The organism is Arthrobacter sp. Leaf141, assembly GCF_001424565.1.
Classification (GTDB): Bacteria; Actinomycetota; Actinomycetes; order Actinomycetales; family Micrococcaceae; genus Arthrobacter.
In genome coordinates, this window is the sequence record NZ_LMOL01000005.1 from 274,428 (window position 1) to 288,286 (window position 13,859).

The 13,859-nt window shown below is 66.6% G+C and carries 13 protein-coding genes; 8 read left to right on the forward strand and 5 right to left on the reverse strand.

Annotated elements, in window-relative coordinates:
• From ASF72_RS03805 to ASF72_RS03815, 3 genes are all read right to left on the reverse strand, one after another.
• The gene (locus ASF72_RS03805; protein WP_050683528.1) at positions 1-792 is read right to left on the reverse strand and encodes an amino acid ABC transporter permease; all 792 of its coding nucleotides are present in this window, start codon (positions 790-792) and stop codon (positions 1-3) included.
• 109 nt (positions 793-901) lie between these two features.
• Positions 902-1,702, reverse strand: a complete 801-nt coding sequence (locus tag ASF72_RS03810; RefSeq protein WP_056596807.1) for an ABC transporter substrate-binding protein — start codon at positions 1,700-1,702, stop codon at positions 902-904.
• A 198-nt stretch (positions 1,703-1,900) separates the two neighbouring features.
• Positions 1,901-3,298 (reverse strand): isochorismate synthase, encoded by a 1,398-nt coding sequence (locus tag ASF72_RS03815; protein WP_056596809.1) that lies wholly within the window; start codon positions 3,296-3,298, stop codon positions 1,901-1,903.
• Between the two features lie 101 nt (positions 3,299-3,399).
• Between ASF72_RS03815 and ASF72_RS03820 the strand changes: the two genes are divergently transcribed.
• The 3 genes from ASF72_RS03820 to ASF72_RS03830 are packed head-to-tail and all read left to right on the forward strand — an operon-like array spanning position 3,400 to position 6,609.
• Positions 3,400-4,176, forward strand: coding sequence for a demethylmenaquinone methyltransferase (locus ASF72_RS03820; protein ID WP_082484014.1), 777 nt, complete (start codon positions 3,400-3,402; stop codon positions 4,174-4,176).
• A 4-nt stretch (positions 4,177-4,180) separates the two neighbouring features.
• On the forward strand, positions 4,181-5,512 hold the full coding sequence (locus ASF72_RS03825; protein ID WP_056596813.1) for a geranylgeranyl reductase family protein: 1,332 nt from the start codon (positions 4,181-4,183) through the stop codon (positions 5,510-5,512).
• Positions 5,509-6,609 carry a polyprenyl synthetase family protein gene (locus ASF72_RS03830; RefSeq protein ID WP_056596820.1) on the forward strand — a complete coding sequence of 367 codons (1,101 nt, stop codon included), beginning with the start codon at positions 5,509-5,511 and terminating at the stop codon, positions 6,607-6,609. Before ASF72_RS03825 ends, ASF72_RS03830 begins: the two co-directional genes overlap by 4 nt.
• Before the next feature lie 280 nt (positions 6,610-6,889).
• On the opposite strand, the gene ASF72_RS03835 is transcribed toward ASF72_RS03830, so the two are convergent.
• Together ASF72_RS03835 and ASF72_RS03840 are read right to left on the reverse strand one after the other, a co-directional pair.
• Positions 6,890-7,315 carry a hypothetical protein gene (locus tag ASF72_RS03835; protein WP_050683534.1) on the reverse strand — a complete coding sequence of 142 codons (426 nt, stop codon included), beginning with the start codon at positions 7,313-7,315 and terminating at the stop codon, positions 6,890-6,892.
• A gap of 13 nt (positions 7,316-7,328) precedes the next feature.
• Positions 7,329-7,997 (reverse strand): trimeric intracellular cation channel family protein, encoded by a 669-nt coding sequence (locus ASF72_RS03840; protein WP_056596823.1) that lies wholly within the window; start codon positions 7,995-7,997, stop codon positions 7,329-7,331.
• A 61-nt stretch (positions 7,998-8,058) separates the two neighbouring features.
• Here ASF72_RS03840 and ASF72_RS03845 point away from each other — a divergent pair, with 61 nt between their 5' ends.
• The 5 genes from ASF72_RS03845 to ASF72_RS03865 are packed head-to-tail and all read left to right on the forward strand — an operon-like array spanning position 8,059 to position 13,844.
• On the forward strand, positions 8,059-8,964 hold the full coding sequence (locus tag ASF72_RS03845) for a sirohydrochlorin chelatase (protein WP_056596825.1): 906 nt from the start codon (positions 8,059-8,061) through the stop codon (positions 8,962-8,964).
• Between the two features lie 55 nt (positions 8,965-9,019).
• On the forward strand, positions 9,020-10,765 hold the full coding sequence (locus ASF72_RS03850) for a nitrite/sulfite reductase (protein ID WP_056596827.1): 1,746 nt from the start codon (positions 9,020-9,022) through the stop codon (positions 10,763-10,765).
• Positions 10,762-11,487 carry a phosphoadenylyl-sulfate reductase gene (locus tag ASF72_RS03855; protein WP_050683538.1) on the forward strand — a complete coding sequence of 242 codons (726 nt, stop codon included), beginning with the start codon at positions 10,762-10,764 and terminating at the stop codon, positions 11,485-11,487. The genes ASF72_RS03850 and ASF72_RS03855 overlap by 4 nt, the downstream gene beginning before the upstream one ends.
• On the forward strand, positions 11,484-12,434 hold the full coding sequence (gene cysD / locus ASF72_RS03860) for a sulfate adenylyltransferase subunit CysD (protein ID WP_056596828.1): 951 nt from the start codon (positions 11,484-11,486) through the stop codon (positions 12,432-12,434). The genes ASF72_RS03855 and cysD overlap by 4 nt, the downstream gene beginning before the upstream one ends.
• Complete coding sequence (locus tag ASF72_RS03865; protein WP_050683540.1) at positions 12,435-13,844, forward strand: sulfate adenylyltransferase subunit 1; 1,410 nt, start codon at positions 12,435-12,437, stop codon at positions 13,842-13,844.
• Positions 13,845-13,859 lie beyond the last annotated feature (15 nt).

Here is a 13,859-nt window from a genome sequence, read left to right on the forward strand (position 1 = left end):
CTATCGCTTGGTCCGCGCGGAGCGGCTTTCGAACTTCCGGGCCAGGAGGCTCAGCGGGATGGTGATAACGAGGTAGAAGGCGCCGGCCACCAGCAGCGGCGTGAGGCCCGCACCCAGGCTGGAGATGCCATCACGGCCGAACTTGGTGAGCTCGAACTGCGAGGCGGTCAGGCCCAGCACGTAGATCAGCGAGGAGTCCTTGGTCAGCAGGATGACCTCGTTGGTCAGCGGCGGGAGGACGATCTTGAAGGCCTGCGGAATCACGATGGAAACCATGGCCCGCCACTGCGGCATACCCAGCGACCGGGCCGCTTCCAGCTGTCCCTTGGGGACGGCCTGCAGGCCGGCGCGGAGGGTCTCGGCGATATATGCCGAAGCCACCATACCGAGGGAAATCATCACGATGATGGTCACGTTCCACTGGACGCCGAACGCCAGCGGGACGCCGTAGCCGAAGGCGATGAACACCAGCAGCGCGGGGATGCCCCGGAAAAACTCGATGTAGCCGGTGGCGATCCAGCGGTACAGCGGGAAGCTGGAGAGCTTCATCAGGGCCAGAAGCAGGCCGCCGCTGAGGCCCACCACAAAGCCCAGGAACGTGTAGATCAGGGTATTTTTCAGGCCAACCAGGAAGATGTCCGGGAACATGGGCCCGATCTTGCCGAAGTTGAAGACGCTGTTGGCCATGGTCTTCCAGTCCGTCGCCAGGATCAGCGCGGCGATGGCCACCACGAATATTCCGGCCTGGACATACAGGCTTACTTTGGCTCGCTGACGTGCGGTCAATGCCATGGGGTGCTCAATTCGTTGTGCGTGGCGAAGGCCCCGGACGGACGTTCATCCGTCCGGGGCCCCATTACCTGTATCTGCTGACCGGGGCCGCGAGGGCTCCCGATGCTGCTTACTTAGCGGTTTCGCCGAACCAGGCGGTCTGGAACTTGGCCAGGCTGCCATCATCGGTAAGGCGCTTGAGCGTGGTGTTAACCTGCTCCAGCATGGCGGTGTTGCCCTTCTTCACGGCAATGCCCAGCTTCTCGCCCGTGGTGTAGTCCTCCACGCGGGTGAACTCGGTGTTGTCCTTGATGGCGTAGCCCAGGACCGATTGGTTGCCCAGTGCCGCGTCGATGGTGCCGGCTTCGAGGGCCTGGACCAGGAGGCCGGAATCCTCGAACTGCTGCGCTTCGATGCCCTTTTCCTGCGCGTACTTGGCGCCGGTGGTGGCCTGCTGCACGCCAACCTTCTTGCCCTTGGCTGAGTCGACGTTCTCTACGCCGGAGCCTTCCTTCGCCACGAGGGTCAGGTCGTCGTCCATGTAGGGGTCGGAGAAGTCCATGACGTTTTTGCGGACATCCGTGATGGAGACGGAGGAGATGGACACGTCGCAGCCGGTCAGGGCGGTGCCGGTCTCGATGGCCTCGAAGGAGCTGTCAACAATGTTGAGCTCGGCCTTCAGGTCCTTGGCGAGCTCGGTGGCGATGTCGATATCGAAGCCCACCGTCTTGCCGTCCTTCTGGAATTCGAAGGGCTCGTAAGGCACATCCGAGCAGATGGTCAGTTTGCCGGAGTTGATCAGCGAGATGCCGCCTTCGGAAGCTGCCGGGGTTGAACTGCCGCCGCACGCGGTGAGGGTGAGGGCACCCACGGCGAGGACTGCTGCTGCCTTGGCGGTCAATTTGGCCGTGGCCAGGGACTTGAGCTGCATGTTTCTTACCTTTTGTTGCAGGAGTATGCGGTACTAAATCGGTTCATAGTGTAGCGCCGATTATGAGATGTGCATCACAGGAAACTTAGTTTCACTATTGGATAACTAAAGCACAGTCGAAATCAAGGCCCCAGCCCGCGGGAGTGTCTGACATCCCGGACTAAGGTCCGCCACAGCTATAAGAGGGGGCGGCATGGGTCAGGAGCTGATGCCCAGGGACTCCAGCATGGGGCGGAACTTGGCCCACGTCTCGGCCAGTTCGGCTTCCGGCTGGGAGCCTTCGACGATGCCGCAGCCGGCATACAGCCTGATGGTGTCCGGCGCTTCGATCACAGCCCCGCGCAGTGCGATGCCCCACTCGCCGTTCCCGGCCGCGTCCAGCCAGCCGACGGGTCCCGCGTAAGGCCCGCGGTCCATGTGTTCGAGCTTGCGGATCAGGGCACCGGCCACCAGCGTGGGGGTGCCGCACACGGCGGCCGTGGGATGCAGCGCGTTGATCAGGGCCAGGCAGGTGGGAACGTGCCCCTCAACCTCGGCCAATTCCGCCTTAACGTCTGACGCCAGGTGCCACACATTGGGCAGTTCCAGGATGAACGGCTCGTCGTGGGCGTTCATGGCTTCGGAAAACGGTGCCAGCTGCGTGGTGAGCGACTGGATGGCGATCTCGTGTTCGTGCCGCTGCTTCTCCGAGCCCGCCAGCACCCGCTCGGCAAATTCCAGCGGCGAGCCGGCCATGCCCTCGGCGTCACGCCGGTCCAGGGTTCCGGCCAGGACGCGGGCCTGCGCGGTCCGGCCTTCCACCTGGATCAGCATCTCGGGGGTGGACCCCACCAGCCCGTCCACGCCGTAGGTCCAGCATTCGCGGTACCGGACCGCCAGCTGCTGCAGGATCGCCGCCGCGTTGACACCCTCCGGAATGGTGGCAACAACGTCACGGGCCAGGACCAGCTTCTCCAGTTTCCCGGCGCGGATCTCTTCGACGCCGGCCGTCACGGCTGCCATCCAGTCATGCTCGCTGAGGGAACCGGACTCGAGTTTAGGCACGACGGCGGCAGCAGGTTCCGCCGGCAGCGCGGCGCCGGGACGGCCGGCGTCGCCGTGGCCGGCAGCAGGGGAGCCGGAGCCGGCGGAGTCGGAGCCAGCGGACTCGGCAGCAGCAGGGGCGTCGGACTCCAGCCACCCCGCAAGCGCGGCGCGCGCGCCCGCTTCGGTGAGTGGGCCGCCGTCGAACGCCATCTGGGTGAGCCAGGCGCGGCCGTCCCGGACGCCCACCACAATCTCCGGCACAATCAGCCGGGAGCGGTGGCTGGAGACCTTGGAGAATGCGAAGGAACCGAACGCCACGGGACCGGTGCCGGGCAGCTCAACGGAGTCCGTGATCTCAGCCTCGAGGACCAGGTGCCGCCACCAGATGTCCGCCTCGAGGAAGCGGTCGGGCCCGCTGGCGGTGAAGCGGGTTATCTCGCCAAAACCCACCAGGCCGGCCTCGCGGCGGGTCCAGCAAAGGACGTCGTCCCGGACCAGAAACGAGGGCAGCCCCCCGGGGAAAGTGGTTCCATCCAGGGGGACTGTCAGGGTGCGGAACGTGCTCGTCATGATGAGACAACAGTACTCCCGCGTACCCCGCCCCCGGTCAGTGCCCGAATTGGGCGCCGAAGGTGGTCCGCAGCCTGCTGAACATTTGAGACAATGGACTGGTGAACCGAGCATCCTTGGATAAGCGTCCGGACGAAGTAGCCACGATGTTTGACGACGTCGCACCGAAATACGACGTCGTCAACGATGTCCTGTCCATGGGACAGACGCGCCGCTGGCGCAAGGTTGTGGTGGACGCGATGGAAGTCTCCAAGGGCCATCGGGTCCTGGACCTCGCCGCCGGCACCGGCACCTCCAGCGAGCCATATGCGGATGCGGGCATAGACGTGGTGGCCTGCGACTTCTCCCTGGGCATGCTCAAGGTGGGCAAGCGCCGCCGCCCGGACATCAACTTCATCGCCGGTGACGCCACCAACCTGCCGTTCGCGGACAACACCTTTGACGCCAGCACCATTTCCTTTGGCCTGCGCAACGTCAACGAGCCGCGCAAGGCCCTGGCCGAGATGCTCCGCGTCACCAAGCCCGGCGGACGCCTGGTCATCGCCGAGTTCTCCTCGCCCGTGGTGCCGCTGTGGCGCACCATGTACACCGAATACCTGATGCGCGCGCTGCCCGCCATCGCCGTCAAGGTGGCCTCCAACCCGGACGCCTACGTCTACCTCGCCGAGTCCATCCGGGCCTGGCCGGACCAGGACCACCTGGCCGCGTGGCTGCAGGAAGAGGGCTGGGAAAACGTGACCTACCGCAACCTGACCGGCGGCATCGTGGCCGTCCACCGCGCCTTTAAGCCCGCAGATTCGGCTCCGGACAGCGCGGCCGCCGCCATCGCCGCGCACAAGGGCCCGGTGGCAAAGCTGCGCCGCAACATCGTCCGCTAAGACTGTGAAGGTACTGATAGTCGGCGCAGGCCCGGCCGGATCCACCGCCGCGTACTACCTGGCCAAGGCCGGCCTGGACGTCACGGTCCTGGAAAAGACCAGCTTCCCCCGCGAGAAGGTCTGCGGCGACGGGCTCACCCCCCGCGCCGTCCGGGAAATCCAGAAGCTTGGCCTGCCGCACCCCGAAGGCGAAGGCTGGCGCCGCAACAAGGGCCTGCGCCTGATCGCCGGCGGCCGCACCGTCGAACTCCCGTGGCCCGAGGTCTCGGACTTCCCGCAGTACGGCCTGATCCGCACCCGCCTGGGCTTCGACGAGGAGCTGGCCCGGCACGCCCAGGCTGCCGGCGCCGAAATCCTGGAACGGCACAGCGTCACCGAAGCCCTCCGCGACGACAGCGGCCGCGTCACCGGCGCCCGCGCCGCGATCCTGGACGGGAACGGACGAAAGACGGGGCAGACGCGCGACTTCAGTGCCGACGTCGTCCTCGCCGCGGACGGCAACTCCACCCGCACCGCCGTCTCCCTGGGCATGCACAAACGCGACGACCGGCCCCTCGGCGTGGCCGTCCGCACCTACTTCACCAGCCCCCGCACCGACGACGACTGGATGGAAGGCTGGCTGGAACTTCCCGGCCGCGACGGCAAGCTCCTTCCCGGTTACGGCTGGGTGTTCGGCGTGGGCGACGGCACCTCCAACGTGGGCCTGGGCATCCTGAACTCCTCCAAGGACTTCGGCAAGCTGGACTACAAGCAGGTGCTCCGCGAATGGACCGCCGGCATGCCCGCCGACTGGGGCTTCACGCCCGAGAACCAGGTGGGCGAAATCCGCGGCGCCGCGCTGCCCATGGGCTTCAACCGCACCCCGCACTACTCGCCGGGCCTGCTCCTGCTGGGCGACGCCGGCGGCATGGTTTCCCCGTTCAACGGCGAAGGCATCTCCTACGCCATGGAATCCGCGCGGTTCGCCGCCGAGTTCATCATCGACGCCTCCTCGCGCACCGCCTCCTCCGGTGGAACGTACGACGCCGATGCGCACCTTTCGCGGTACGCGGACTACGTGCGGGACCAGTGGGGATCCCACTTCACCCTGGGCCGGGCCTTCGCCGCGCTGATCGGCAAACCCGCCATCATGAAACTCGCGCTGCGCACCGGCATGCCCATTCCGGTGCTGATGAAGTTCGTGGTGCGCCTGCTGGCCAACCTCACGGATCCGTCAGCCAAGGGCTTCGAGGACCGGGCCATCCGGCTCCTGGAATCGCTGGTTCCCGCCACATCCAACACCCCGTCTGCTTCGAACCAGCGGTATCCGCAACAAAAAGTTAGGGTTAACCCGTGACCAACGCCGCAGACCACAGCTGGACCCATGCCGGACACGGCAGCACCGACGCTGAGCCGTCCCTGAATACCAGCGCCATCGCCACCGGGCTCCAGCTGCCCGCAGGGTTCGCAGCCATCGCCGAAGATGCCGACCTGGGCCCCGCCATCACCACCAACCTGGCCAAGGTGGAGAAGAAGCTGCGCGAGGCAATCGCCAACTCCGACCCCCTGGCCGACGCCACGTCCCGGCATTTGGTGGAAGCCGGCGGCAAGCGCATCCGGCCGCTGCTGACCCTGCTCTGCGCACACCTCGGTGACGCTTCGCTGCCCGCCGTGGTGCAGGCCGCCGTGGTGGTGGAACTGACCCACCTGGCCACGCTGTACCACGACGACGTGATGGACTCCGCCCCGTTCCGCCGCGGTGCTCCCACCGCCCATGAGGTGTGGGGCAACTCCGTGGCCGTCCTGACCGGGGACCTTATTTTCGCCCGGGCCTCCATCCTGGTGTCCGAGCTCGGTTCCCGGGCGCTGGGCATCCAGGCCCGTACGTTTGAGCGGCTGTGCCTCGGCCAGCTGCACGAGACCGTGGGGCCGCGGCCGGACGAGGATCCGGTGGAGCACTACCTGTCAGTCATTGCGGATAAGACCGGTTCGCTGGTTGCCGCTTCCGGGCAGCTGGGTGCCATCTTTGCCGGCGCCGACGAAGCCTATGAATCCCTGCTGGTGGAGTACGGCGAGAAGGTAGGTGTTGCCTTCCAGCTCGCCGACGACGTTATCGACGTCACCGGGGTCAAGGTCAAGTCCGGGAAGTCCCCCGGAACCGACCTCCGCGAAGGTGTCCCCACGCTGCCCGTCCTGTTCCTCCGGCGCGATGCGGCTGCCGGCGACGAGTCCGCCGTCGAACTCCTGAAGCTCATTGACGGCGACCTGACCTCGGACGAGGCCCTGGCTGCCGCCGTGGCGGGCCTGCGTGGGCACGCCGTGACAGCTGAATCATGGGTGGTGGCACGCCGCTGGGCCGATGAGGCCATCGCCGCGCTGGCGCCGTTGCCCGAAGGTGTGGTCAAGTCCTCGCTGTCCAACTTTGCGCTGGCAGTCGTGGACCGGGCCAGCTGACATTTTGTGTGGAGCCCGGCGCCCGTTACGGGTGCCGGGCTCTTTTTGTCTGTTTGTTATGCGGGGCCTGCGCTAAGGGGCCTGTTAAACGGGACAGCCCCGGTTCGCAGCAAGGGATACGAGCTATCCGTTGCGTAGAACCGAGGCTATCTCTCCGTTCGCATCAGATCCGCCGGAGGCGTTTAGCGGATCCATGAAGAGTCTATGACAGTTTTGTCATATTGCGCAAGAGGTTTGTTATTGGGATTGTCACGAAGAGGTGTGTGCTGAAAGCCCGAGGCTAGGACTCGTCGTCCTCGAAGGCCCACTCGAACATGTCAAAGACGAACTCAGAGAAGGTTCCCTCTTCCGACTTCCACTGCGCGCGGGCATTGTTGCGCCGGTAGACGATGGGATCCGGGACGCCGAGGTCGCCGATCCGGAAGCCCCAGGTGAACTGTTCTTCCTCGTCCTCGAGGAACATCAGGAAGCCTTCGTCATCAACCTCGAGCTCTTCAGGGTCCCAGAAGTAGTGGTAGGCCTCCATGAGGTCCTCGCAGCCGCCGATGGCCAGGTAGAACTCGCGCAGCACCAGGGGAATCTCGAACTGGTGGTCGGCCAGGGCGGTGTCCAGCTCCTCAGCGGTGAGGCCGTCAGCTTCCTGCCATTCATCCTCGAGATACTTCGGAACCAGCGCGCGGAATTTCTCGAGGAACATGTCAGTCATGCTCATATCCTAGCTAATTCCGGGTGCCCGGTTTGCCGCCGCCGGACTGCCGTCGGTGCCGTCCATGGACCGCCATCGGCATGGTCCACGCACGGCGCCAGGCCACAACGCGGAATGCAAAAACCAGGGCGGCGACGCCGAAGGCCGTCAGGCCGTTGAACAACCCGCCCAGCCAGAGCAGGGTGGTCAGGGCGGCGCCGGTGAAAGCCGGGACTGCATAGAGGTCACCGTTGTTGAAAAGCTGGGGCACCTCGTTGGCCGTGACGTCGCGCAACAGACCGCCGCCCACGGCCGTGGTGACACCCAGCAGGATGGCCGAGTACGGGTTCATGCCCAGCGAAAGCGCCTTGAGCGTGCCGGTGATGCAGAACAGTGCCAGCCCGCCGGCATCAAAGAGGACCAGCAGCGAGGTGAAACGCTGGACGCTGGAATACAGCGAGTAGACCAGGAACGTGGCCAGCATCGGCGGCAGCAGGTACGCCGGATTGGTGAACGCGGCCGGAACCGTGTTGAGGATGATGTCACGGATCACCCCGCCGCCCAGCGACACCAGGGACGCCAGCAGCAGGGAGCCCACTAAATCGAACTGTTTCCGGGCGGCCAGCAGCGACCCGGAGACGGCAAAGAAAAAGACGCCGGCCAGGTCCAGCCAGACCAGGGCGATGTCAAAAGGGAATGTCATTGGAACGTCCCGGTCATTCTCGGAGGGCGGACAAGGCGGCTCCAACGTTACGCTAGCCCGTATGAACAGCCCGATCATGATCGCCTGCGCCCACGGAACGTCCAGCGACATAGGGGGTGCCGAAGTCAACGGCCTCCGCGCCGGAATCTCCGCCCTGCGGCCCGGCCTGGACGTCCGCGAGTCTTACGTGGACGTGCAGGACCCGGACCTGGTGGACGTGATGGCCGGCCTGCCTGAAGGGGAGGCCGCGGTGGTGGTCCCGCTCCTGCTGAGCGTGGGATATCACACAAAAGTCGATATCGCCCGGGCCGTGGGCAGCCGCGCCAACAGCCTGGCCTCAGCGCCGCTGGGGCCGGACCCGCGGCTGGCGGAGGTCCTGGACCAGCGTTTGCGGGAAGCGGGAATCACCGCGGACGACGCCGTGGTGCTGGCCGCCGCCGGATCTTCCAACCCAGCCGCTGCAGTCAGCGTCCAGGAGGTGGCAGCGCACCTGCGGAAACTGCGCGGCAACAGGATTGTGCCGGCGTACGGTGCAGCCGAGAAACCTTCCGTGCCGGACGCCGTGGCCGCGCTCCGGGCCGAATATCCCGGGGGAGAGGGCAAGGGGCGGGTCATCATCGCTTCCTACCTGCTGGCACACGGGTTCTTCCACGACCAGCTGGCCAAAGCCGGGGCCGACGTGGTGGCCGAGCCGCTGCTGCCCTCCGACGTGCTGGCCCAGGTTGCCTTGGACCGCTACGACCACGCCGTCGCCGGCCACACAGCGCCCCAGGCCGGAGCACCTTCAGCGGCAGCGCCCCAGGCCAAAGCACCCCAGGCGACGGCGCCCCATGCTGCAACGCCGGCGGTAGCACCGGCGTCGGCCGCGGCGGAAACCGAGGCGGCGGAGGCACCTGCCGGTCCTGCACAGAAGCGGAGCCTGCCGGGCATCGTGAAGCGTTTCGTGACGAAATATTTCCCTAGGTGACTTAGCGTTTCCCGAACCTTTGTGACGCCATTCGGGCGGGACCTACAGTCGATGCATGACTGATACAGCTCTAGCCGGAGCGTCTGCGGATTCCGCTGGCGCCAAGCGCCCTGCCCGCTCGTCCCGTCCCGCCGCAAAGCCGCACGGGCAGTGGAAAGTGGACGGCAAAACGCCGCTGAACGCCAACGAAACCTGGAAGCAGGAAGACGATGGCCTGAACGTGCGCGAGCGTATCGAGTCCGTCTACTCCAAAGAGGGTTTCGACTCCATCCCCGGTCAGGACCTGCACGGCCGGTTCCGATGGTGGGGCCTCTACACGCAGCGCAAACCCGGGATCGACGGCGGCAAGACCGCAACGCTCGAGCCGCACGAGCTCGAAGACAAGTATTTTATGCTCCGGGTCAGGATCGACGGCGGTGCGCTGACCACCGAGCAGCTGCGCGTCATCGGGCAGATCTCCGTTGATTTCGCCCGGGACTCGGCCGACCTCACGGACCGGCAGAACATCCAGCTGCACTGGATCCGGGTGGAAGACATCCCCGAGATCTGGACCCGGCTCGAAAGTGTTGGCCTGTCCACCACCGAAGCCTGCGGCGACGTGCCCCGCGTCATCCTGGGCTCGCCCGTGGCCGGCATCGCCAAGGACGAAATCATCGACCCCACGCCGCTGATCGCTGAGCTGGGCGAGCGTTTCATCGGCAACCCGCTGCTGTCCAACCTGCCCCGCAAATACAAAACGGCCATCACCGGGCACCCCAGCCAGGACGTGGTCCACGAGATCAACGACTTCGCGCTGGTGGGCGTCAAGCACCCCGAGCTGGGCATCGGCTACGACCTCTGGGCCGGCGGCGCCCTGTCCACCAACCCCATGCTGGGCAAGCGGCTGGGCGCGTTCGTGAAGCCGGAAGAGGCCGCTGAAGTATGGCTCGGCGTCACCAGCATCTTCCGCGACTACGGCTACCGGCGCATGCGCACCAAGGCCCGCCTGAAGTTCCTGATGGCCGACTGGGGCCCGGAGAAGTTCCGCCAGATCCTCGAAGACGAATACCTGGGCTACAAACTGGCGGACGGCCCGGCCGCGCCCAAGCCCACCACCCCCGGCGACCACATCGGTGTGCACGAACAGAAGGACGGCAAGTTCTTCATCGGCGCCACCCCGATGGCCGGCCGGCTGTCAGGTGCCGCGCTGGTCAAGCTCGCGGACACCCTCGAGGCCCGCGGCTCCTACCGCCTGCGCACCACCCCGCACCAGAAGCTTGTGGTGCTGGACGTTGCCAAGGACCAGGTGGAACCGCTCGTGGCAGAGCTCGACGCGCTGGGCCTCTCCGCCCGCCCGTCCGTGTTCCGCCGCGGCACCATTGCCTGCACCGGCATCGAATACTGCAAGCTCGCCATCGTGGAGACCAAGCTGACGGCGGCAACCGCCGTGGCCGAGCTGGAACGCCGCCTGGCGGACCTCGCCGGCTCCGGTGAACTGCCGCAGGCACTGTCCCTGCACATCAACGGCTGCCCTAACTCCTGTGCCCGCATCCAGACCGCGGACATCGGACTCAAGGGCATGATGCTGCCCACGCCCGACGGCGATCCCACCCCCGGCTTCCAGGTCCACCTGGGTGGCGGGCTGGCTTCCAACGAACGCGAGGAAGCAGGCCTGGGACGCACCGTCCGCGGCCTCAAGGTGTACGTCAACGACCTGCCCGACTACGTTGAGCGCGTTGTCCGCACCTTTGTTGCCCAGCGCGCCGAAGGCCAGACCTTCGCCGAATGGGCCCACGCAGCAGATGAGGAGGCACTCCAGTGAGCACACACGTGGCACCTGCCAAACTCCGCTCCCACGATGAGCTGAAGGCCCTCGCCGAAGCCGGCGCCGCCGAGCTGGGCTGGGACGCCCCCGCCCGGGACGTCATCGCCTGGGTGGAGCGGAACTTCGAGCTGCCCGCCGTGGCCGTAGCCTGCTCCATGGCCGACGCCGTCCTGCCGGCCCTCGTGGCCGACCAGCTTCCCGGCGTCGACGTCCTGTTCCTGGAGACCGGCTACCACTTCCCGGAAACCTACGCCACGCGGGACGAGGTGGCCGCGAACCTCCGCGTCAACGTGGTGGACGTGCTGCCCGAGACCACCGTGGAGCAGCAGGACCGGCTGCTGGGCAAGGACCTGTTTGCCCGGGACGCCGCCCAGTGCTGCGCGCTGCGGAAGGTGGGCCCGCTGCGCCGCACCCTGTCCGGCTACGAACTCTGGTTTACCGGAGTCCGCCGCGACGAGGCCCCCACCCGCACCAACACCCCGCTGGTGACCTGGGACGAGGCCAACGGCCTGGTCAAGGTCAACCCGGTGGCGGCCTGGACCTTCGACCAACTGGTCCAGTACTCCGATGACAACCTCCTTCCCGTCAACCCACTGCTGTCGCAGGGCTACCCGTCCATTGGCTGCCAGCCCTGCACCCGGAAGGTGGCGCCGGGCGACGACCCCCGCGCCGGCCGCTGGGCAGGAACCGACAAGACAGAATGCGGACTTCACACATGAGCACACCCATCACAGCTGACGCCTACGCAGCAGATGCCGCCCCTTTGCAGTCGACCCGGCTGAGCAGCCTGGACACCCTCGAGTCCGAGGCCATCCACATCATCCGTGAAGTGGTGGCAGAGTTCGAGAAGCCCGCGCTGCTGTTCTCCGGCGGCAAGGACTCCGTGGTGATGCTGCACCTGGCCACCAAGGCGTTCTGGCCCGGCAAGGTACCGTTCCCCGTGCTGCACGTGGACACCGGGCACAACTTCCCTGAGGTCCTGGACTTCCGGGACCGCACCGTGGAGCGCCTGGGCCTGAAACTAGTGGTGGGCTCCGTGCAGGAATTCATCGACAGCGGCGAGCTCGCAGAGCGCGCCGACGGCACCCGCAACCCGCTGCAGACCGTCCCGCTGCTGGACGCGATCCAGCGGAACAAGTTCGACGCCGTCTTCGGCGGCGGCCGCCGCGACGAGGACAAGGCCCGCGCCAAGGAACGGATCCTGAGCCTCCGCGACGAATTTGGCCAGTGGGACCCGCGCAACCAGCGCCCCGAACTGTGGAACCTCTACAACGGCCGCCACACCGTGGGCCAGCACGTCCGCGCGTTCCCCATCAGCAACTGGACCGAGCTGGACATCTGGCGGTACATCGAGCGCGAGAACATCGAGCTGCCCGGCCTGTACTACGCCCACGAGCGTGAGGTTTTTGCCCGCGACGGCATGTGGCGCGCGGTGGGCGAGGTCAGCCAGCCGCTGCCCACCGAAAACGTCATCACCAAAACGGTCCGCTACCGCACCGTGGGCGACATGTCCTGCACAGGCGCCGTGGAATCCGACGCCTACACGGTGGCCGACGTGGTGGTGGAGGTTGCAGCCTCCACCCTGACCGAACGTGGCGCCACCCGCGCAGATGACCGCATCTCCGAGGCAGCCATGGAAGACCGCAAGAAGGACGGGTATTTCTAAATGAGCACCGAAACTTCACTCCTGGCCGCCGAGCTGGAGACAGCCCTGCCCACCACTTTGTTCCGGTTCGCCACCGCAGGATCGGTCGACGACGGCAAGTCCACTTTGGTGGGCCGGCTCCTGCACGACTCCAAGGCGATCCTTGCCGACACGCTCGACGCCGTGGCCCGCACCTCCGCGGACCGTGGCTTCGGCGGCGCCGCCGGCGGCATCGACCTGGCACTGCTCACCGACGGCCTGCGCGCCGAACGTGAGCAGGGCATCACCATCGACGTGGCCTACCGCTACTTCGCCACCGACCAGCGCAGCTTCATCCTGGCCGACTGCCCCGGGCACGTCCAGTACACCAAAAACACGGTGACGGGCGCGTCCACGGCGGATGCCGTCGTCGTCCTTATCGACGCCCGCAAGGGTGTGCTGGAGCAGACCCGCCGGCACCTTTCGGTGCTGCAGCTGCTGCGGGTGGCCCACGTGATTGTGGCCGTGAACAAGATTGACCTGGTGGACTTCAGCGAGTCCGTGTTCCGCGACATCGAAGCCGACGTGCAGAAAGTGGGCCGCGAGCTGGGCCTGGGCTCGGACGGGATCACCGACCTGCTGGTGGTTCCCGTGTCGGCCCTGGACGGCGACAACGTGGTGGAACGCTCGGCGCGGACCCCCTGGTACACCGGACCCGCCCTGCTGGAGGTCCTCGAAACCCTGCCGGCTGCCGACGAACTCGAAAGCCACCTGGAAAGCTTCCGCTTCCCGGTCCAGCTGGTGGTCCGGCCGCAGGGTGCGCTGGCTCCCGACGCCGTGGCCGCCGGGCTCGACGTGGAGGCCTACCGTGACTACCGCGCGTACGCCGGGCAGATCACCGAAGGCTCCGTCAAGGTGGGCGACCAGGTCTCCGTGCTCACGCCCGGCCAGGCCCCCCGCACCACCACGGTAGCGGGCATCGACTTTGCCGGCGCTGAACTGACCGAGGCCGCAGCGCCGCAGTCGGTGGCCATCCGCCTGGCGGATGAGTTCGACGTGGCCCGCGGCGACACCATCGCCGCCGCAGGGACCGTCCGCGAAGCTTCCGCCGACCTCTATGCAGCGCTGTGCTGGCTTTCGCCCAAGCCGCTCCGCGAGGGCGCCAAGGTGCTGGTTAAGCACGGTACCCGTACCGTGCAGGCGCTGGTCCGGAACGTCAGCGGCAAGCTGGACCTGGCATCGTTCCAGCTCGAGGCCGCCTCAACGCTGGAGCTCAACGACATTGGCCACGCGCAGCTCCGGCTCGCAGCGCCGCTACCGCTGGAGAACTACCTGCACCACCGCCGGACCGGCGCGTTCCTGGTGATCGACCCCCTGGATGGCAACACCCTCGCCGCCGGCCTGGTCAAGGACCACCCGGGCGACCATGAGGACGAGCGCTACTCCATCTAAGCCGCCCGAAATCGC